18 protein-coding genes are annotated in these 20060 nt (G+C 43.5%); 15 read left to right on the top strand and 3 right to left on the bottom strand.

All coding sequences use genetic code 11. The features are described from left to right. Positions 1 to 32: 32 nt before the first annotated feature. The 6 genes from B9T36_RS11480 to B9T36_RS11455 all read left to right on the top strand — a co-directional run bounded on the left by B9T36_RS11480 (position 33) and on the right by B9T36_RS11455 (position 7059). Positions 33 to 638, top strand: a complete 606-nt coding sequence (locus tag B9T36_RS11480; RefSeq protein WP_086209624.1) for a glutathione S-transferase family protein — start codon at positions 33 to 35, stop codon at positions 636 to 638. Positions 639 to 1060: 422 nt separating this feature from the next. Further along, a complete protein-coding gene (locus B9T36_RS11475; protein ID WP_086209623.1) occupies positions 1061 to 1858 on the top strand; it encodes a 2-keto-4-pentenoate hydratase in 798 nt (265 codons plus the stop codon). Between the two features lie 25 nt (positions 1859 to 1883). Then, complete coding sequence (locus B9T36_RS11470) at positions 1884 to 2780, top strand: acetaldehyde dehydrogenase (acetylating) (protein ID WP_086209622.1); 897 nt, start codon at positions 1884 to 1886, stop codon at positions 2778 to 2780. Between the two features lie 10 nt (positions 2781 to 2790). Beyond that, the gene (gene dmpG, locus B9T36_RS11465) at positions 2791 to 3810 is read left to right on the top strand and encodes a 4-hydroxy-2-oxovalerate aldolase (RefSeq protein ID WP_068909697.1); all 1020 of its coding nucleotides are present in this window, start codon (positions 2791 to 2793) and stop codon (positions 3808 to 3810) included. 882 nt (positions 3811 to 4692) lie between these two features. Next, entirely contained in the window at positions 4693 to 5931 is a 1239-nt protein-coding gene (locus tag B9T36_RS11460) for an OprD family outer membrane porin (RefSeq protein WP_086209621.1), read from the top strand. Between the two features lie 267 nt (positions 5932 to 6198). Continuing rightward, positions 6199 to 7059, top strand: coding sequence for an alpha/beta fold hydrolase (locus B9T36_RS11455; protein WP_086209620.1), 861 nt, complete (start codon positions 6199 to 6201; stop codon positions 7057 to 7059). A 73-nt stretch (positions 7060 to 7132) separates the two neighbouring features. Here B9T36_RS11455 and B9T36_RS11450 read toward each other — a convergent pair whose 3' ends face one another. Both B9T36_RS11450 and hcaR read right to left on the bottom strand, forming a co-directional pair. Beyond that, positions 7133 to 7810, bottom strand: a complete 678-nt coding sequence (locus B9T36_RS11450; protein ID WP_086209619.1) for a DUF1345 domain-containing protein — start codon at positions 7808 to 7810, stop codon at positions 7133 to 7135. Positions 7811 to 8113: 303 nt separating this feature from the next. After that, complete coding sequence (gene hcaR / locus B9T36_RS11445) at positions 8114 to 9013, bottom strand: DNA-binding transcriptional regulator HcaR (RefSeq protein WP_086209618.1); 900 nt, start codon at positions 9011 to 9013, stop codon at positions 8114 to 8116. Positions 9014 to 9295: 282 nt separating this feature from the next. Between hcaR and hcaE the strand changes: the two genes are divergently transcribed. The 9 genes from hcaE to katG all read left to right on the top strand — a co-directional run bounded on the left by hcaE (position 9296) and on the right by katG (position 19778). Next, complete coding sequence (gene hcaE, locus B9T36_RS11440; protein ID WP_086209617.1) at positions 9296 to 10663, top strand: 3-phenylpropionate/cinnamic acid dioxygenase subunit alpha; 1368 nt, start codon at positions 9296 to 9298, stop codon at positions 10661 to 10663. Next, positions 10660 to 11178: a 3-phenylpropionate/cinnamic acid dioxygenase subunit beta gene (gene hcaF / locus B9T36_RS11435; RefSeq protein ID WP_086209616.1), complete on the top strand. Its 519-nt coding sequence runs from the start codon at positions 10660 to 10662 to the stop codon at positions 11176 to 11178. Before hcaE ends, hcaF begins: the two co-directional genes overlap by 4 nt. Then, a complete protein-coding gene (gene hcaC / locus B9T36_RS11430; protein WP_086209615.1) occupies positions 11178 to 11504 on the top strand; it encodes a 3-phenylpropionate/cinnamic acid dioxygenase ferredoxin subunit in 327 nt (108 codons plus the stop codon). Before hcaF ends, hcaC begins: the two co-directional genes overlap by 1 nt. Positions 11505 to 11506: 2 nt before the next feature. Continuing rightward, complete coding sequence (hcaB, locus tag B9T36_RS11425) at positions 11507 to 12322, top strand: 3-phenylpropionate-dihydrodiol/cinnamic acid-dihydrodiol dehydrogenase (protein ID WP_086209614.1); 816 nt, start codon at positions 11507 to 11509, stop codon at positions 12320 to 12322. Positions 12323 to 12729: 407 nt separating this feature from the next. Beyond that, the gene (locus tag B9T36_RS11420) at positions 12730 to 13695 is read left to right on the top strand and encodes a 3-carboxyethylcatechol 2,3-dioxygenase (protein ID WP_086209613.1); all 966 of its coding nucleotides are present in this window, start codon (positions 12730 to 12732) and stop codon (positions 13693 to 13695) included. Positions 13696 to 13700: 5 nt separating this feature from the next. Further along, a complete protein-coding gene (gene hcaD / locus B9T36_RS11415; RefSeq protein ID WP_086209612.1) occupies positions 13701 to 14927 on the top strand; it encodes a 3-phenylpropionate/cinnamic acid dioxygenase ferredoxin--NAD(+) reductase subunit in 1227 nt (408 codons plus the stop codon). Between the two features lie 156 nt (positions 14928 to 15083). Next, positions 15084 to 16022, top strand: coding sequence for a cation diffusion facilitator family transporter (locus tag B9T36_RS11410; RefSeq protein WP_086209807.1), 939 nt, complete (start codon positions 15084 to 15086; stop codon positions 16020 to 16022). A gap of 70 nt (positions 16023 to 16092) precedes the next feature. Then, on the top strand, positions 16093 to 17148 hold the full coding sequence (locus B9T36_RS11405) for an MBL fold metallo-hydrolase (protein ID WP_086209611.1): 1056 nt from the start codon (positions 16093 to 16095) through the stop codon (positions 17146 to 17148). 437 nt (positions 17149 to 17585) lie between these two features. Continuing rightward, positions 17586 to 19778: a catalase/peroxidase HPI gene (gene katG / locus B9T36_RS11400; protein WP_086209610.1), complete on the top strand. Its 2193-nt coding sequence runs from the start codon at positions 17586 to 17588 to the stop codon at positions 19776 to 19778. A 46-nt stretch (positions 19779 to 19824) separates the two neighbouring features. Here the strand turns inward: katG and B9T36_RS11395 are convergent. Continuing rightward, positions 19825 to 20060 (bottom strand): IS30 family transposase (locus tag B9T36_RS11395; RefSeq protein ID WP_139841363.1); only part of this gene is annotated, 236 nt, incomplete at its 5' end.

Raw genomic sequence — 20060 nt, 5'->3', positions numbered from 1 at the left:
CTAAAAAAACAATAAACACAGAGGATAGAACAATGGCTTTAACTTTATATACCAATACGCAATCTCGTGGCGTTGTGGTGGACTGGCTTATTCTTGATTTGGGGATTGAGCTCGAGCGTATAGAAGTTGCCTATGGCGCAGAAATGAAATCAGCCGAATTTTTAAAACTCAACCCTTTTGGTAAAGTGCCTGTTTTGGTAGATGGTGATGTGGTGATTTACGAGTTGGATGCCATTTGTGCATATCTAGCAGATCAATTTTCTGAAAAAGGTTTGGCTCCCGCACTGGATGATCCGAAAAGAGGTTTATATTATCGTTGGTTGTTTTTTGGTGCAGGCCCGTTTGCAGCAGCCTCCGACAATCAACATTTAAAAGTACTAGTTTCGCCAGAACAGAAGATGTTTATGGGGTATGGCGATTATCAGGATACGTATCAAGCGTTGATTCAAGGCTTGGAGCAAGCCAGCCCGTATCTATGCGGTTCGCAGTTTACGGCAGCCGATATCAGTTTAGGAGCAATGATCATGTGGCAATTAAAAATGAATTTATTAAAGCCACATCCAGCAATTGAGCGCTATGTATTGGCTATTCAACAACGTGAAAGTTTCAAGAACAATCCTGCTTTATTTGCAGCATAAAATCATTTAACTAGAAAAACCTCTTTGATAAGAGGTTTTTCTAATTATAGATTTCTTCAAATAGGTTTCTCACGTATCGTTTTTTAGTCGTAGATGAAAAAATTTGATTGAAATATACATAGTGAAATTATGGGTGATTTTGTCGTTTTCCGTTTTGATTTTTCTATGCTGTTTATTTTGATGGCTAAAATAGAAAAGATTTATAGGTTCTAACTATTGTAAAAAATAAAATAAGTATTGGCGTAAAACCCGCAATTTTCCGATGCTTGAGTGGTCTAAAACATACTCGTTTTGAGTGGTCTTAGGGATAAGCCATCAGGTTCTTCTTCAAGTATATGCTCGCTTCATTTTGAACATCTCTGTCTTTCCCTTGCTCGATAAAACAGTATTTTGTCTCTATTTTGCAGTTTAAGGAAAGCTAGATGTCGAATTCTGCTGTTGTTGAATCTGTTGCGCAGGCTTTACGCAATGCCGAATTATCAAAAACTGCGATTGCACCTATACGTCCGCAATTAGGTGCGGAACAGGCAGATGTCGATATTGCGTATGCGGTTCAGGAAGTGAATACCCAACGTGCCTTACAAGAAGGGCGTCGCTTGGTAGGACGTAAAATTGGTTTGACCTCTAAAGTCGTGCAGGCGCAACTAGGGGTTGATCAGCCCGATTTCGGCATGCTGTTTGCCGATATGGCTTATGGCGATGGTGAAGCCATTCCTGCAGGTTTATTGATTCAGCCTAAAGTAGAAGCAGAAATCGCGTTAGTGATTAACAAAGACTTAACTCAAGAAAAACATAGCTATGCAGACATTATTAGTGCCACAGCCTATGCCTTGCCTGCAATTGAAGTGGTGGATAGTCGCATTGAGAACTGGAAAATTTCATTGATTGATACCGTGGCAGACAATGCGTCTTCTGCGGCATTTGTTTTGGGTTCACGCCCCGTGAAATTGGATCAGCTTGACTTAGTCAACTGCAAAATGACCATGACCCGTGGCGATGAGGTAGTTTCGCAAGGCATTGGTAAAGCCTGTTTAGCCAATCCTTTAAATGCTGCGGTTTGGCTTGCCGATGAGATGGTACGTCGTGGTCGTCCATTGCTGGCTGGTGACATTATTTTAACGGGTGCTTTGGGGCCAATGGTGATTGCCCAAGCAGGGGATGAATTTAAAGTTGAAATTGAAGGCTTTGGTTCAGTAGTCGCTGCGTTTGCTGCGGAATAAATTGGATTTTTGAGAGAGTAGATGCATGAAAAAGATTAAATGTGCATTAATCGGTCCGGGAAATATCGGAACAGATTTATTGTATAAGTTGCAGCGTAGCGAATTCCTTGAGCCAGTATGGATGGTCGGGATTGACCCAAGTTCAGAAGGTTTAACCCGCGCAGCGAATATGGGTCTAAAAACCACAGCAGAAGGTGTAGACGGATTACTGCCACATGTAGTTGCGGATGAAATTCAAATTGCCTTTGATGCGACCTCGGCTTATGTGCATGCGGAAAATAGCCGTAAGTTGAACGAATTAGGTGTGCAGATGATTGACCTGACACCTGCTGCGATTGGTCCGTTTTGTGTGCCACCTGTCAACCTTCAAGAACTCTTGGATGCAGGTGAGTTGCCGAATGTGAACATGGTGACCTGTGGTGGACAAGCGACCATTCCTATGGTGGCTGCCATTTCTCGCGTACAAGCGGTGAGTTATGGGGAAATTATTGCGACCGTTTCGACCAAGTCGGTTGGCCCGGGTACACGTAAAAACATTGATGAATTTACCCGTACCACGGCTGGCGCGATTGAGAAAGTCGGCGGTGCAAAACAAGGTAAAGCCATCATCATTATCAACCCAGCCGAGCCACCACTCATGATGCGCGATACGGTGCATTGTTTAGTTGAAGGTGAACCTGATCAAGTGGCCATTACGGCATCTGTTCAGGCCATGATTACTGAAGTTCAGAAATATGTACCCGGTTATAAACTGGTGAATGGTCCAGTATTTGATGGCAACCGCGTTTCGATATTCCTTGAAGTAGAAGGCTTGGGTGATTTCTTGCCAAAGTACGCAGGGAATTTGGACATTATGACTGCGGCAGCTGCGCGCACTGCGGAAATGTTTGCGGAACGTTTATTGGCTATGGCTGAAGTATAAGGAGCAACCCATGTCTAAGATTATTGTGCATGATATGACTTTGCGTGATGGTATGCATCCACAGCGCCATCAAACCACTGTTGAGCAAATGATTGCAATTTCCACTGCATTGGATGATGCAGGTGTACCGCTGATTGAAGTGACGCATGGCGATGGCTTAGGCGGTTCATCAGTGAACTACGGTTTCGCTGCGGCAACGGATGAAGAATACTTATCTGCTGTTGTTCCGCGTATGAAAAATGCCAAAGTGTCAGCCTTGCTGTTACCCGGCATTGGTACAGTCGATCATTTAAAAATGGCGCATGAAATTGGTGTTTCTACCATTCGTGTAGCAACCCACTGTACCGAAGCCGATTGTTCAGAGCAGCATATTACTGCGGCACGTCAGCTGGGTATGGATACTGTGGGTTTCTTGATGTTGGCACACATGGCATCGCCTGCTCAACTGCTTGAAGAAGCGAAAAAGATGGTGTCTTATGGCGCGAACTGTATTTATGTGACTGATTCAGCAGGTTATATGCTGCCACAAGATGTCACAGACCGTGTCGGTTTACTGCGTCAAGAATTGGACAGCAGTATTGAACTGGGTTTCCATGGGCATCATAACTTGGGTATGGGGGTGGCAAATACGGTTGCTGCGGTTGATGCAGGTGCAATTCGTGTCGACTTGGCGTCTGCGGGTTTAGGTGCTGGCGCGGGCAATACACCATTGGAATTGTTTATTGCGGTCGCTAACCGTATGGGCTTAGAAACAGGCGTGGATCTGTTTAAAGTACAGGATGTGGCAGAGGATTTGGTGATTCCAATGATGTTGAACCCAATTCGAGCGGACCGTGATGCGGCGACTTTGGGTTATGCAGGGGTGTATTCATCGTTCTTACTCTTTGCAAAGCGTGCAGAAGCCAAATATGGTGTGTCAGCGCGTGAGATTTTATTGGAATTAGGCCGTCGTGGTACGGTCGGTGGTCAGGAAGACATGATTGAAGATTTGGCTTTGACCATGTCGAAAGCGAAGGCTGCTTTGGTTTAATCTGATCTTGAATGAGTAAAAACATCTAAATAGGAATGCCCGTCAATTAAGAAATTGACGGGCATTTTCTTTTTAAAACTTGCGATATTATTGGATACGTGGAAGCGTCATCCGCAACCTATCTGGCCTTTGAAGTAGACTGTTTTTGCAACAAAATTATTTAAATGTAGAAAGTGAACAGGTTTTGCGGATGACAAATGTTTTTGGTTCTTTTGGCGAAACAAAAGAACAAAACGAGCTCCAAAAATTCGATTTAAAAACGGTAAGACTCCGCTGTGAATAGCCCAAAAGATTAAGGAGTTTACGATGAAACTCCTTAACTGATTAGTATTAGTCCTTCGGAGCGCTTTTTTGTTTTTTAAATTTAGAAATTATTCGAGCCACGAAACCTCATCAGCAACCTGCGTGATATTTGAAATAGGCTATTTTTGCAATCGTAGTATTTAAGTGCACCCAGTGAACAGGTTTTGCGGATGATCAATCTTGAATACACATGCATAAAATTTTAACGTTATTCAACTTCATCATGCACATATAGAAAATTTCTGTGATATGAGCGCTTTTTCTTATAACGTTACGCTGAAATAAAAAAACTGACTCGAAAAACTTAAACAAAAAAACACTTAAATTATTCAAACTATTTAGAAAAGAAAGTGGTTTAAAACGAGAAAGGTTGGAAAGGCTCCATCTTTCATCATAACTTGCGAAATTAGGTTAAAAGTGAGTTATTGTAATTTTATCTAAATGAAAAAAGAGCGGTGTCCAGCTTGGTATTTATAGTCGGTGATGTGGCATTTTCTTAAGACTGTGGTCGGATTTTTTCTGTTCAATGAGTTCCGCATGATGACGTTATAGCTTAATGTGATTATTGGAATATATCTCATGCGTCGTCAAACTTTATGGACAGCCATCTGTGTCGCAGCTGCGGCATTAGGTACAACTGCAACGAATGCAGACTTTATCGACGATAGTCAAGTCCAGTTAAAATTCAGAAATTTTTATTTAGACCGCCAGTATGAAACCCTGCCACAAAATAATTGGGGCAGTTGGTCGCAGGCCATCAGCTTAGATGCCAAATCTGGTTATGCTCAAATTGGTGCATTGCAAGTCGGTGCGGATGTTTTGGTACAACATGCTTTTCGTTTAAATGGGCGTGATAAAAATGCCGATTGGGTACTTCCACATAATGGACAGGAACAAGCCCGTGATTTTGGCAAAGTCGGTGCCACTTTAAAAGCCAAAGTATCGCAAACGGAACTAAAAGTCGGTGAGCTGCTACCTGTTTCCCCAGTTTTAGTATTTGATCCATCACGTCAGCTGCTGACCACCTATCGCGGGGCATGGTTGGAGTCTAAAGAGCTGAAAGATACCAAACTAAGTTTGGCGTATATTGATGGGATTAATGCACGTTATGACAATCAGTTTCAGGACTTAAGTTTATTTCCGAACAATAATCCAAATACTGCTAAAACAGCGGATGGTATGTACATCGCGGGGATTGATCATCAGTTTAATCCAGAGTTTGGAGCAAGCTATTGGTATGCCGATGTCAAAGACATTTATCAACAGCATTATGCAGGAATCAATTATAACACCACGCTGGGGACGAATACGAAGCTGACCAGCCATGTTCGTTATTTTGATAATTCTGAGTCAGGCGATAAGTTGTATGGCGAAATTGACAACCAAGCCTTGTCGATGGGCGCTAAATTCAGTCATGGGTCACACAGTGTAGGTTTGGGCTATCAACAAATGTTTGGCGATAACAGCTTCCCAACCTTGGCAGGATGGGTACCACAGCCATACCTGGTGAATTGGTCCGTGGCAACCTTTACCAATGCCAAAGAGAAATCATGGAATATCTCTTATGGCTATGACTTTGCTGAATTGGGGTTAAAAGGTTTGAATGCCAATGCAATTTATTTTGCTGGTTTTGATGCGACAGCAGGCGGTAAAACCGATCAGGACGAACAAGAATTGAATCTGATTGTGAATTACACCGTACCTGAAGGCAAATTCAAAGGTCTAGGGATTCAAGCCATGTATATTGACACAGACTATGATTGGAAAAGCGATTTAAAAGAATATCGTGTTGCTACGACTTATAGCTATAAATTTTAAGTATTGAACTGAAAGCGGGCGATTTGGGCACAAGTCGCTCTTTGTTGAATCACCTTCAAATAATAAAAAAATTTTCTGATTTAATAAAAATATTGTTGTAAAACATTTATTTAAATAATCGTTTTTTTGTAGTGTCTGATCGAAAACAAGTATCAGTAGAGTCGTTTTGAACAGGTAAGATGGAACAGTAAAACTGTCGAAATGAATGAATTGACCTGTCCTGAACACAGAACATCAGACGGGTCTTAGGCTGTACGAGGAGTAAGTATGAGCACGGTCCAAATCCCCAATTACACCACCGACCCATTCTTTGGCTTGGAAGATAAATGGATTGAAACAGCGGAAAGTGAGTTAACCCATTATCATGAAGTGGGTGAGGGTACACCAATTTTATTTTTACACGGCTCTGGAACAGGTGTTTCGGCAGCAGCGAACTGGTGGTTAAATTTACCACAGATTGCGGAGCAAGCCCGTTGTATTGCTATTGACTCAATTGGCTATGGTCAAACAGTGGTGGCTGATGGTACGGCTTATGGCATTCGCGCATGGGTCGATCATGCAGTGCGTACACTGGATGCTTTAGGCATTGAAAAAACTTGGTTGGTGGGCAATTCACTGGGTGGGTGGTTAGCTTTTCAAATGGTGCTCGATTATCCAGAACGTGTCTTGGGTATTGTGTCGATGGGGACAGGCGGAGCCAAACAAACTGCTGCGCTGAAAGCCCATGCTAATCCTGTTTTGACCGAAGAAGGCATCAAAAATACTTTGTCGATGTTTGTGGTGGATAAGCGCTTAATTACCGATGAGTTGGTCAAAGTTCGTTATGAAGCAGCCAAGAATGACTATGCCTCAGACCGTTTAATGGATGTGGTAGGCGCACGTGACCGTGATCGTTTTGAGTTCCCACTCGATTTTGAAAAAATGAAGGATATCCAAGTGCCTGTATTGCTGATTCATGGTGTTCAGGATGTGGTGATTCCTGTATCTCGTACATGGGATATTTTAAATACGGTTCCATTTGCGGATGCCCACATTTTCAGTCAGTGTGGACATTGGTCACAGGTGGAAAAAGCTGAAGAATTTAATACGGTGATTAAAGATTATTTAAGTGCACGTGGTGTGAAATAAGCGATTGAATTGAAAAAGGATGGTTGAACCATCCTTTTTTTATGTCCGAAATTTCAAAGAAGAAGCATTAAACTTAGAGTGTAATAAAGCCTGCCGCTACATTGATGCTAATGGCCAAAATCGAGGTGTTAAAACCATAGGCCAAAATAATGTGCAGAATATTGAGAATACGCATGGAACGGGAAGTAATCGAAACGTCCGCAGTTTGCGCTGAAGTGCCAATCACATAACTAAAGTATAAGAAGTCAGGATAAGTCGGCTGTGCCGTTTTTGGAAAGTCCAAGCCAGCATCTTGTTGATCCGCAATAGCGAGATAATAGTCATGCGCATAATGAATGGCAAACACAGTATGTATAAAGAGCCATGCACTTATAATGGTCAGTAAGGACAGAGCCAAGTGACCATATTTGATAGCTGGGTCATTGGGAAGATGAGTTAACTCCAACACAATTGCAATCAAACACATAACTAATGTCATGATCACCAACAGTAGAATAATCCATTTACTGGCATCTTGTTGCTGTGCATGTTGAAGAATGTGTCGATGGTCAACAGACCAAAGCGTTGTCATGGTTTTGAGCAAATAACTTGAGACGGCAATGTTCCAACTGATCAATAAATTGGTAGACCAAGACCAGTCAGTCAGGGTATTGAGCAGAGCATAAAAAATAGCCGTAACCAAAAAACTAATGAAAAAGAAGGGGCGAAACTGCATGGCCGTTTTTAAACGCTGTAAAGTAGGCATCGGCATGATTTTCTCCTTTTCTATTTTATTTTTTAGTGCAGCAAAAATCGCAATAGCTAGCTCAGTATATGCTTATGTTTAGACTTAAGTTGTAGGTAAAACCTTACAAAAATTCTGATTTTTATTCGTTAATCTTCCTTTAAAAAGTAGAGACAACAAAAGTCGAGAGCTGATAAGTCTGGTTTAAAACTGAAATACTCTAGATACGCTTGTAGTTCAGGGTACTTTTTCATGAAAAAGGTACACCGCCATTTATTCAGAAAATAGTGGTGTCTCGTATTTGAGGATTAATTTGAACTCATTGGGGATTTATTCACGGTTAATGTTCAAATAAAACACCCGAGTCAGTAATTCTAGAAATTTATTTACAGCCAGTGATGTGGTGTTTTTACGATAGCTTACATATAAATCTAAGTAAGGGAGTTCAACCTCAAGCGGACGAATCACGGTATTGCTCATGGTTAAGGGTGCAACATAGCCAGGTAAAATAGTGCAACCGAGACCCATCCCAATTGAGTTGATATTAAATAGAATATTATCGGCCTTTTGAACAATATTGAATTCAATACTATTATTTTTGGCAAATTCTAAAATAGTCTGGTGCAGGGTTTGTGACTGTTCGGCTGCGGGAATGATAAAATCAATACCATTTAAAGCCTTAACAGGAATGCGTTCATATTTTGCTAAAGGGTGATCTTTGGGAAGCAGGAAGATGAGTGGCTCACGTAGAACAAATTGGCTCTCAAGTTCATCATTATGAAAGTTATGTCGGGTAAAGGTAATGTCCAGCTCACCTTTTTTCAACAAACGCATCTGCTCAGTATTGTTCATACTGAGTAACTCAATTTTTAAGTCGGGGTTTTGTACACGCAGATTTGGCAACACATAAGGGAATATTTTCATTTCCGCAACTGGCACGAAACCTATGCGCAGCATTTGCTGTTTGGCTTGTGACACTTGACGTGCCATAGCGACCGCTTTGTCCGCTTGAGCTAGAGTCAGGCGTGCCTGTTCTAGAAAAACAGCACCTTCTTCCGTGAGTTCAACTTTTCGCTTGGTTCGATACAGCAACTGTACGCCGACATCTTCTTCGAGGTCTTTGATTTGCTGACTGAGTGAAGGTTGAGCGGTATAAAGTTTCAATGCCGCCTTACTGAAGTTCAGTTCTTCAGCAACGGTGATGAAATAGCGAAGGTGTCTAAGTTCCATATAAATAACCCACTGAGTAATCCAAAAAATGTCTTACCACGACTACAACAAAGTATAATCTATAAACAACTATGCCGTGAAGATGATTCAAGTATTTATAAAATAAATGGTCTTGAGATGAATGCGGAGATTTTAATATAAGAAATAACTTTTCTAATAATTGCTAAAACGTATTAATTAAAACAAAAAAAATATTTCACTAAAGCTGTCTAAAAAATCATGATGCCTCAAAAGTTGAGTCTATTTACGTTGTGCCGTGTATTGGTCGCAGGAGAGCTTTTCATGAGTGGAAAAATTGATGTGCGTGAAATCGACGCTTTGGTCGATGCACAAAATGGACGTATCTCGCCATCCATCTATACAGACCCAGATTTATACGAATTAGAACTGGAACGCGTGTTTGGGCGTACATGGCTATTTCTATGTCATGAAAGCCAAATTCCAAAATCAGGTGATTTTTTCAATACTTACATGGGTGAAGACCCAATTATTGTGGCACGTCAAAAAGATGGCTCAATTAAAGCATTTCTAAACCAATGTCGACATCGTTCTATGCGGGTCAGCTTTGCAGACTGTGGCAATACTCGCGCTTTTACCTGTCCATATCATGGCTGGTCTTATGGGGTAGATGGCTCACTGAAAGATATTCCACTTGAAGATCGTGCTTTCCCACAAGGTGCCTGCAAAGAACAGTGGGGCTTGGTTCAAGTCAACCGCGTAGAGTCTTATAAGGGGCTTATTTTTGGCTGCTGGGATGAATCGACTCCAGACCTGATTGAATATATGGGGGATATCGCTTGGTATTTAGATGGCGTGGTCGATCGTCGTTCAGGTGGGACTGAAATCATTGGTGGGGTACACAAGTGGGAAATCGAGTGTAACTGGAAATTTGCGGCAGAACAGTTTGCCTCAGATCAGTACCATGCCTTGTTCTCCCATGCCTCTGCGATTCAAGTTTTGGGCGCTAAACCCGATGACGACTCTTCTAAAAAACTCGGTGTGGCACAAACCGCGCGTCCAGTCTGGGAAACTGCCAAAGATGCCATTCAGTATGGTTCACGTGGTCATGGCTCAGGCTTCTTCTTTACCGAAAAGCCCGATGCCAACGTCTGGGTGGATGGTGAAGTAGCGAACTACTTCCGTGAAACCTTTGAGGAAGTGAAAGAGCGTTTGGGTGAAGTACGTGCATTACGTCTTGCGGGGCATAACACCATGTTCCCGACCATGTCGTGGTTAAATGGAACGGCAACGCTTCGAGTCTGGCATCCGCGCGGTCCAAACAAAACTGAAGTCTGGGCATTCTGCATTGCCGATGCTGAAGCATCGCAAGGAGTGAAAGAAGCTTTTGAGCGTTCTGCAACGCGTGCTTTTGGCCCTGCGGGTTTCCTTGAGCAAGATGACTCGGAAAACTGGATTGAAATCCAAAAAGTACTTCGTGGCTATAAAGCACGTAACAACCCGTTGATTATGGAAATGGGCTTGGGCAATGAGAAAGTTCGTGAAGATGGCATTCCAGGCATTACCAACTATATTTTCTCCGAAACCGCAGCACGTGGCTTATACCGCCGTTGGGCAGATTTACTGATTCATGAAACATGGGAAGAAGTCGAAAAAGCCGCGGAAGACTATGAGAAGGAGTTGATGAAATGAGTCAGATCAATTTAGAACTTCAACATCAGATCAGTCAGTTCCTTTACCGTGAAGCAAAATTGCTCGACGACTGGAAATTCCGTGAGTGGTTGGATGTCTTGGCAGATGATATTGCCTATACCTTACGCACGACACCGAATGCGCAAACCCGTGACCGTCGTCGTTCGGTTGAGCCGCCAACCACGTGGGTGTTTAACGACTCTAAAGATTTGTTAGAACGTCGTGTCGCGCGTTTGGAAACAGGGATGGCATGGGCTGAAGAGCCACCGTCTCGTACCACACACATGGTGTCCAATGTGATCGTTGAAGCGACTGAAGTCGACGGTGAGTATGATGTTTACGTGACGTATTTACTCTACCGTACCCAGAAAGAAAAAGATGTCACCCTCTACTGCGGGAAGCGTCATGACAAACTTCGTAAAGTGGATACCAAGCAAGGTTTCCAGATTTTCAATCGTAAAATCACCCTAGACCAAGTGACTTACAACTCCCATAACCTGAGTGTGTTCTTCTAATGAATAAGATTTTTGTGTGCCAAGTCGATGAGTTAGACGAAGGCGAGGCATTGAAAGTGGACTGCGGTGTGAATGGGATTGAAGCACTGGCAGTCTTCAACAATGGTGGAGAGTTCTTTGCTATGAATGACCGCTGTTCACATGGCAATGCTTCCATGTCCGAAGGTTATTTGGAAGAGGACGGCACAGTGGAATGTCCATTACATTCTGCTCGTTTCTGCCTAAAAACAGGTCAGGCTTTATGCCTGCCTGCAACCGATCCTATTCAAACCTTTCCTGTGATTGTGGAAGATGGACAATTGTTTGTCGAGATGGCGGGAGCATAAGCATGGGCTGGTTACAAGGTGAAGTTGCCCTGATTACGGGGGGCGGTTCTGGTCTGGGCTGGGCATTGGTCGAGCGCTTTTTAGCAGAAGGCGCACAGGTGGCTGTGTTACAGCGTTCACAAGCCAAAGTGGAGGCATTACAGGCACATTTCGGTGATCGCATTCTTGCGATTGCGGGTGATGTGGCTTGCTATGAAGACAATGTCCGTGCCGTGAATGCCACGCTTGAGCGTTTTGGCAAATTGGATTGTTTTGTCGGTAATGCTGGGATTTGGGATCATTATGCCGATATCGTCAATACGTCAGGTGAACAGTTAGATAGAGCCTTTGATGAAATTATGGGCATTAATACCAAATCGCTCATCTTGGGGGCAAAGGCCGCACTGGAGGCATTGATAGCTTCTGAAGGGTCGATCATATTTACTTTGTCTAATTCAGCCTTGTACTCGGCAGGCGGAGGCCCTGTATATACAGCTTCTAAGCATGCAGGTGTGGGGGTGATGAAAGAATTGGCCTATGAACTTGCGCCTAAAGTACGAGTGAATGCGGTGGCGCCGTCAGGTATGAATGTCAATATCAAAGGGGCGGCATCTTTGGGTCAAGAAAATTTGGGGCTACTCGATGCACGTGACCCTGAAAAGATTGCTCGTGGTATGCCACTAAATTTCTTGCCTGAACCTGAAGAGATGACAGGTTCATACGTTCTATTGGCATCGCGTCAGAACAACCGTCCACTGACGGGTGTTTTGATCAATGCTGAATGCGGTTTAGGCATCCGTGGTTTACGCCAACCCCGTGCAGGGTTCTTTGATGAGTGATTGATTCACTGAACTGCTCATCATCTAGAGATCTTTGGAGCTTTTAAACGTAAAGAAATCTCGAATCTAAACTCAATTAGGGTTGATGAGTATTTCAAAAATTTTGGGTACGCGGAAAAGTCATTCGCAATTGTTTGAGGCAGGACTAAAGCTAAAACGAAATGTTTCTGCGACCTGTCAATGTCGTGATGGTTGTTGCCGAGTTTTGCGAATGACAATGGTTCGACCTACTTTTCCCAAAAGAAAAGTAGGTCGAACCGAAGGTTAGTCCGGAAGTTGATGCTTTATTGGAAAGACTCCGCTTCATCATTTCAACGCTTAATTTTGACCCAGTCTTTATATTGAGATCTTTGCATATATTAAGGAAACACAGTCATTAAGCGACGGTTTCTATTTTGGAGTCACACATGGCCGTTAAACTCATTTGTGCATCGCACAGTCCCTTAATGGAATTTGCTTCACCGCAAGAACAGCGTAAAGAACAGATCGTACGTGAGACTTTTGCCCAGCTTGCGGCAGAAGTCAAAGGGTATGATCCAACCCTCATCATTACTTTTGGCCCAGACCATTTTAATGGTTTTTTCTATGATTTGATGCCAAGTTTTTGTGTGGGTATTCGTGCAACTGCGGCAGGTGATTGGGACTACGGTAAAGATAACGACAAAATCAATGTGCCTGAAGATACTGCGATTGCTTTGGTGCGTCGTGTACTCGATGAAGGTGTGGATGTTGCCTATTCCTACCGAATGCAAGCCGATCACGGCGTGACGCAGCCTTTACATTTTCTGTGTGGTGGACAGCTAGACCGTTATCCAACCATTCCTATTTTTGTCAATGGTGCAGCGGCACCGATGCCAACCACCAAGCGAACCATTGCTTTGGGGCGTGCTGTTGGACAATTTATTCAGTCTTTAAATCTTGAAAATGAAAGGGTTTTAATTTTAGGAACAGGTGGACTTTCACATGATCCTCCGACACCACAAATGGGTGCTGTACCGCCAGAAGTGGAAGAGTTTTTGATTTGTGGACGTAATCCAAGTGAAGAATCACGGAATCATCGTCAAGCCAAAATTATTGCCGTGGGGCAGAAACTGGCAGCAGGTGATCAATCTGTTGCCGTGCCACTCAATCCAGAATGGGATCGTGCATTGCTTGAAATATTGGGCAAAGCAGACTTCGCTACAATTGAAGCCATGACTGAAGCAGACATTCGCCGTGATGGTGGGCGGGGTGGTCAGGAAGTCCGTTCTTGGATGGCGGCATTTGCAGCCTTACATGAACTCGGTGAATACGAGATGACGACGCATTGTTATGAAGACATCAGCGAGTGGATTGCGGGCTTTGGTATTGTCTCGGCAGAGTTAAAAGGGTGAATCAAATGAGCAATATTGAAACCATTGTCATCGTTGGTGCGGGACAGGCGGGTGCGAGTGCGATTTTAGAACTCCGCGGTAACAAGTATGAGGGCAATATTATCCTGATTGGGGATGAAGTTCATTTGCCTTATGAACGTCCACCTTTATCCAAAGATGTGATTTTAAAGCCCGAAGAAACCAAGGTTGAGATTTTATCAGAAGAGAAATTGGCGACTTTAGGTGTCACGCATATCTGTGGCAATGGCGTGGTGAAAATCAACCCTGAGGAAAAAACTGTTGAATTGCAAAAGGGTGATGTGATTGCTTATGACAAACTGTTGCTTGCGACTGGCGGTGCAGCACGTCGCTTGCCGAATTTCGATGCTTTAGGTCAACGCATTTATACCTTACGTAATTTGGAAGACTCTCAAGCACTGGTGCCTGTGCTACAAGCTGGACAGCGAATTGTCTTGATTGGTGGAGGGGTCATTGGATTAGAACTGGCTTCCTCTGCGCGCTTTAAAGACTGTCAAGTGACGGTGATTGAAATGGGGCCGATGGTGATGGGGCGTTCATCCCCGCAGATTTTGAGTGAGTTTTTATTGGCGCAACAACGTCTTGCGGGTGTCGATGTGCGCTTGAATAGCACCATTAATCACTATCATTTAGATGGTGAAACCGTGGTAATCACTCTTGCAACAGGGGAACAGTTACGTGCAGATGCCGTGATTTATGGTATTGGGATTGTCCCGAATGCACAACTGGCAGTCGATGCTGGTTTAGCGGTTGATAGTGCCATTCAAGTGAATGAACACTGCCAAACTTCACATCCAGATATTTATGCTGCGGGTGATGTCGCGACCCAACTTCGTGCTGATGGTCAGTACCGTCGTGTGGAAACATGGGAAAATGCCAATTTACAGGCTGGAATTTTTGCCCGTCACGTGATGAGTGTAGAGCATCCAAAAGCAAATCCTGCATGGTTTTGGACGGATCAGCTCGATATTAACTATCAGTTTGTTGGTGATATGGCCGCAGCAGAGTGGATTGTTCGTGGCGAAATTCGACCTGAACTCCGTGCAGCCTCTTCGTTTGTTCTGTTTGGAGTGACCGATGGTGTTATCGTGGGGGGAATTACAGTGAATGCAGCCAAAGACATGCGACATTTGAAAAAAATGATTGGCAAACAAGTCATCTTTGATGCAGAAAAACATTTAGACGTGTTGCAGGATTTACGTAAAATTGCCTGAGCGTTAAAGCTTTGCACTTAAATGGGTGTATTTAAACAGACCAAGGTTTGCTTAGGTCTGTTTATTATTTATGAACTACAAAAACCTGCGCTATGCGCCACTAAATTTCGATATGATAAAAACATAAATAGAATACAGCTTGGGCTAAAAGTCGATATGGCAGATTCAAATAAACTGGTGGTTTATGCCGCACTCATAGGTAATTTAGCGATTGCCTTGGTGAAGTTTATAGCAGCTTATCTGACCAATAGTTCTGCCATGTTGAGTGAAGCGATTCACTCTGTTGTAGATACCTTAAACGAAATTTTATTGTTATATGGGCTAAAAAAGTCGAATAAACCTGCCAATTTTAATCATCCTTTTGGCTATGGGCGAGAGCTGTATTTTTGGGCCTTCATTGTATCTCTTATGGTGTTTGCCTTAGGGGCATTGGTCTCTATGTATAATGGGATCATGCACATTTTACACCCTGAACCGATTTTAAATCCGATCATCAATTATGTTGTACTTGGTTTTGCATTTGTAAGTGAGGGGGCGTCATGGTGTGTTGCCCTGAAAGTGTTTCGTAAAGCGAAAGGTCAGCAAGGTTATTTTGAGGCTTTTCGACGCAGTAAAGATCCCACCACGTTTACCGTTTTGTTTGAAGACTCTGCTGCATTGATTGGACTGTTGATTGCCTTTTTTGGTATTTATTTGGCACATCGTTTAGATCTGCCTGAACTGGATGGCGTGGCGTCCATTCTGATTGGGCTGGTTCTGGCGGTATCTGCTTTTCTACTGGCACGAGAAACTAAAGGTTTGCTGCTCGGTGAGACCGCTGACCTGCATGTACGGCAAAACATCTTAAAAATTGCCCAAGATGATGAAGGTGTGCTGTCAGCCAACGGCTTGTTGACCGAGCAAATGGGTGCCAAACAGGTTTTGGCCTCATTGAGTGTGGAGTTTGAAGATCACCTGACTACCGATGAGATAGAAGCCTGTGTCAATCGAATTGAAGCAAAAATTAAACAAAATCATCCTGAAATTGTGGCACTCTTTGTTAAGCCACAATCAAAAAAAGTGTGGTTAGAGCGAATGCAAGGACGCTTGGAATAGGTTAAGGTAGAGGTCAGTTTTCAAAACTGGTCCTGTTACTGGTGTATTGCAATAAAGATAACGACGTTAAATGAAGCCAAAATCAACTGAACTCCATTATCAAATTCCGACTGAAAATACCATGTCTCATACATGGCGGCAGCCCGAATTTCAGTTTCTACACTCCGACCATTATAACGGGACTCGCTTTGTCAATTCGGTTCGTCGACCTGAGGGCCGTAGCCGAGGCGACTTGCTGAAATGGTTGATTAAGCGTAAATCCTCGACATGGAATGTGGATTTGGCACAAGAATATGCACATTTTCATGCCGATAAAAAAAGCCTGCCGCAAGATCGGCCTCATGCCGATTTAAATGATTGGCAGGTTTGGTTTGTGGGGCATGCCACGGTATTGCTCCAGATAGGACCCTATAATTTATTGACCGATCCTGTGTGGGCGGAACATGTCAGTCCGAAGCAAGGGCGAGGTCCACGCCGTGTTATGCCTGCTGGCATTGCCTTGGAAGATTTACCGACCATCCATGCGGTACTTTTGAGCCACAACCACTATGACCATATGGATGTTGCCAGTCTGAACTGGTTGTATGAACGTTTCGCCATGCCCATTTATACGGGTTTGGGCAATGGATGGTATTTACCCAAGCATTTACAAGTGTTGGAAATGGATTGGTGGCAGTCAGCACGCTTGCATGATTTGAAACTGGTCTATACCCCAGCACAGCATGGTTCTGGACGTGGACTGCGTGATCAAAACCGTGCGCTATGGGGCGGGTTTAGTATTCACTGTGGTGCTGACTATGCTTATTTTGCTGGGGATACGGGTTATTCACCGCACTTTAAAGAGTTGCATCAACGTTTTGGTGCACCACGAATTGCGTTACTGCCTATCGGGGCGTATGAACCGCGTGAGCTCATGCGCTATATGCATATGAATCCACAAGATGCCTTTCAAGCACATAAAGACCTGCATGCCAAATGCTCAATGGCCATTCACTATCGCACCTTTCAGCTGACTGATGAAAGCCGTGAGCAACCTGAGATGGATTTGAAAGTGGCGATGAAAAATAGTTCGAAGTTGATGAATCCGTTTGTCTGCTTAAGAGAAGGTCGACGTTTAAGCGTGTAATGGGCGCTTTATGTGTAAGATCAGGTGGTGGCTGGGGCAAAAACAGTCATCACCGAGACCATAACGACATCACTAAAATATCTTTCAAAAAAAATCTAAAAACCGAAAGTATGCCTTTTTTATTGTTTGATTTTTACTCAGCCTGAGCCGCACTGATTGCTGGTAGGAATCGTCTAAGTTTTAAACGATAAACTCAATTGAAAATGTCCATTAACCACGCATTAAGAGCTTTTCTTGCTGTTGTTTTTTCGTCGACTTCTATCTTGTTGAAAAGTTAAAAATCTTTCTTTCTTAAATATTTACATGGAATAATCCGATTGTTTTTATTCGTAAAACTCGCTTTAGATTGTCATAAAAAAGGGCTATGTTAGAACAGTAATAAATACTTTAAACGGTTCATGATAATCATAATTTGATGATCAAATTTGGAGCTCGACATGACACAGAATATGCAAGCATCAGGTTGTCCATTTCACCAGAAAGACGGTGGACAAACGAGTTTAGCCAGCACCAATAATTCTGATTGGTGGCCCAATGCGCTCAATCTAGACATCCTGTCGCAACACGATAAAAAAACCAACCCGATGGATCCTGATTTTGACTATGCAACTGCATTCAAATCATTAGATCTAGAAGCGGTGAAACAAGACCTACGTGAACTCATCAACAGCAGCCAAGAATGGTGGCCATCTGACTATGGTAGCTACATTGGGATGTTTGTCCGTACCGCATGGCACTTGGCGGGTTCTTACCGTAAACAAGATGGACGTGGCGGTGCCAACACTGGTAACCAACGTTTTGCCCCCCTCAACAGTTGGCCTGATAACGTCAACACCGATAAAGGCCGTCGCTTACTCTGGCCAGTCAAACGTAAATATGGCAATAAAATTTCATGGGGCGATTTAATCGTTCTCGCAGGGACCGTAGCTTATGAAGAAGCAGGTCTGAAAACCTTTGGTTTCGGTGGTGGTCGTCTAGATATTTGGGCACCTGAAAAAGATATTTACTGGGGCGAAGAGCGCCAATGGCTGGCACCAACAGCAAACCGTTATGCCAATGACCAAGACCGTAAATCGCTTGAAAATCCATTGGCTGCGGTACAAATGGGTTTGATCTACGTCAATCCAGAAGGGGTTGATGGCGTTCAAGATCCCCTCCGTACTGCACAAGACATGCGTGTCACTTTTGACCGTATGGGAATGGATGATGAAGAAACCGTGGCATTGACTGCGGGTGGTCATACCGTAGGGAAAGCCCACGGGAATGGTAAAGCTGAAAACTTAGGGGCAGATGTCGAAAGCGCTGACGTGGAGTTTCAAGGTCTTGGTTGGCATAACTCCGAAGGCACAGGCAATGGTGCGAACACCATGGTCAGTGGTTTAGAAGGGGCTTGGACCACACACCCGACCAAATGGGATAACGAGTTTTTCTATCTGCTGTTCACTTATGAATGGGAAAAAACCACCAGTCCTGCGGGTGCGAAACAATGGGAGCCGATTAACATCAAAGAGGAAGACAAACCTGTTGATGCGCATAACCCAAATGTACGCCGTAACCCAATGATGACTGATGCTGATATGGCATTAAAAATAGACCCTGAATACCGCAAAATCTCAGAGCGGTTCTATAAAGACCCAGCTTATTTGGCAGAAGTGTTTGCGCGTGCTTGGTATAAGCTGACGCACCGTGATATGGGACCAAAATCCCGCTACTTAGGTGCAGATGTTCCGAGCGAAGACCTGATTTGGCAAGACCCAATTCCATCGGTCGATTATGTTTTGTCTGAAGCTGAAATAGAAGAGTTAAAAGCGAAACTGCTGAATAGTGGTTTAACTTCGGTTGAATTGATCAATACTGCTTGGGACAGTGCGCGTACTTTCCGTGGTTCAGACTACCGTGGTGGTGCCAATGGCGCCCGTATCCGTCTTGCACCACAAAAAGACTGGGTGGGCAATGAGCCTGAGCGTTTAGCCAAAGTTTTGGCGAAACTTAAAGAAATTCAGGCAGGTCTTGCGAAAAAAGTCAGTATTGCGGATTTAATTGTACTGGGTGGCACAGCAGCCGTTGAAAAAGCGGCACACGCTGCGGGTGTGAATATCACAGTTCCGTTCCTTGCCGGACGGGGCGATGCGACTCAAGAGCAAACTGATGTGTATTCTTTTGAAGACTTATTGCCTAAGCATGATGGTTTCCGTAACTGGGTCAAAGAAGATTACAGCGTACAACCTGAAGAAATGCTGTTAGACCGTGCACAATTACTCGGTTTGACTGCACCTGAAATGGCGGTATTGGTTGGTGGTATGCGTGTACTTGGTACGAACTATGCAGGTACACCAGAAGGTGTGTTGACAGATCGCGTAGGGGTACTGAGTAATGATTTCTTTGTGAACTTAACCGACATGAAATACAACTGGAAACCTGTGGGTAAAAACCGTTATGAAATCGTGGAGCGTGCGACAGGGGCAACCAAATGGACGGCAACACGTGTAGACTTAGTCTTTGGTTCGAACTCGATTTTACGTTCATATGCGGAAGTTTATGCGCAAGATGATAACAAAGAGAAGTTTGTAAAAGACTTTGTTGCCGCTTGGGTGAAAGTAATGAATGCAGACCGTTTTGATGTGAAGTAGGTTTCACAGGAACAAAAGACCGCTCAAAAGAGCGGTTTTTTTATACTTAGATTAGCATTTGAAGTGCAACACCATGTTGTTGCCATAATACCTGACTCGGACTTTTAAAGCTGAGTCTTTTTCTTGGGCGATGATTCAAACGTTGAGTGATTTCTGAGATATATTCATCCGTATAGGCATTTAAATTACTGCCTTTTTTAATGTATTGTCTGATTAAACCATTTGTATTTTCATTCGTGCCTCGTTGCCAAGCGCTATAAGGATCAGCAAAATACCAGTCTA

It is taken from the genome of Acinetobacter sp. ANC 4204, from assembly GCF_002135205.1.
In the GTDB taxonomy this organism is placed as follows: domain Bacteria; phylum Pseudomonadota; class Gammaproteobacteria; order Pseudomonadales; family Moraxellaceae; genus Acinetobacter.
Note: the sequence above shows the minus strand (reverse complement) of the source record. Positions and strands in the feature narration are given on the sequence as shown.

Excerpts from the sequence above, each read along its gene's own strand:
- hcaB (WP_086209614.1), top strand. The coding sequence starts at position 11,507 with ATGGGCTGGTTACAAGGTGAAGTTGCCCTGATTACGGGGGGCGGTTCT.
- B9T36_RS11405 (WP_086209611.1), top strand. The coding sequence starts at position 16,093 with ATGAAGCCAAAATCAACTGAACTCCATTATCAAATTCCGACTGAAAAT.
- katG (WP_086209610.1), top strand. The coding sequence starts at position 17,586 with ATGACACAGAATATGCAAGCATCAGGTTGTCCATTTCACCAGAAAGAC.
- hcaR (WP_086209618.1), bottom strand. The coding sequence starts at position 9,013 with ATGGAACTTAGACACCTTCGCTATTTCATCACCGTTGCTGAAGAACTG.
- hcaD (WP_086209612.1), top strand. The coding sequence starts at position 13,701 with ATGAGCAATATTGAAACCATTGTCATCGTTGGTGCGGGACAGGCGGGT.
- hcaC (WP_086209615.1), top strand. The coding sequence starts at position 11,178 with ATGAATAAGATTTTTGTGTGCCAAGTCGATGAGTTAGACGAAGGCGAG.
- dmpG (WP_068909697.1), top strand. The coding sequence starts at position 2,791 with ATGTCTAAGATTATTGTGCATGATATGACTTTGCGTGATGGTATGCAT.
- hcaF (WP_086209616.1), top strand. The coding sequence starts at position 10,660 with ATGAGTCAGATCAATTTAGAACTTCAACATCAGATCAGTCAGTTCCTT.
- B9T36_RS11450 (WP_086209619.1), bottom strand. The coding sequence starts at position 7,810 with ATGCCGATGCCTACTTTACAGCGTTTAAAAACGGCCATGCAGTTTCGC.
- B9T36_RS11460 (WP_086209621.1), top strand. The coding sequence starts at position 4,693 with ATGCGTCGTCAAACTTTATGGACAGCCATCTGTGTCGCAGCTGCGGCA.
- B9T36_RS11480 (WP_086209624.1), top strand. The coding sequence starts at position 33 with ATGGCTTTAACTTTATATACCAATACGCAATCTCGTGGCGTTGTGGTG.
- hcaE (WP_086209617.1), top strand. The coding sequence starts at position 9,296 with ATGAGTGGAAAAATTGATGTGCGTGAAATCGACGCTTTGGTCGATGCA.
- B9T36_RS11410 (WP_086209807.1), top strand. The coding sequence starts at position 15,084 with ATGGCAGATTCAAATAAACTGGTGGTTTATGCCGCACTCATAGGTAAT.
- B9T36_RS11475 (WP_086209623.1), top strand. The coding sequence starts at position 1,061 with ATGTCGAATTCTGCTGTTGTTGAATCTGTTGCGCAGGCTTTACGCAAT.
- B9T36_RS11420 (WP_086209613.1), top strand. The coding sequence starts at position 12,730 with ATGGCCGTTAAACTCATTTGTGCATCGCACAGTCCCTTAATGGAATTT.
- B9T36_RS11470 (WP_086209622.1), top strand. The coding sequence starts at position 1,884 with ATGAAAAAGATTAAATGTGCATTAATCGGTCCGGGAAATATCGGAACA.
- B9T36_RS11455 (WP_086209620.1), top strand. The coding sequence starts at position 6,199 with ATGAGCACGGTCCAAATCCCCAATTACACCACCGACCCATTCTTTGGC.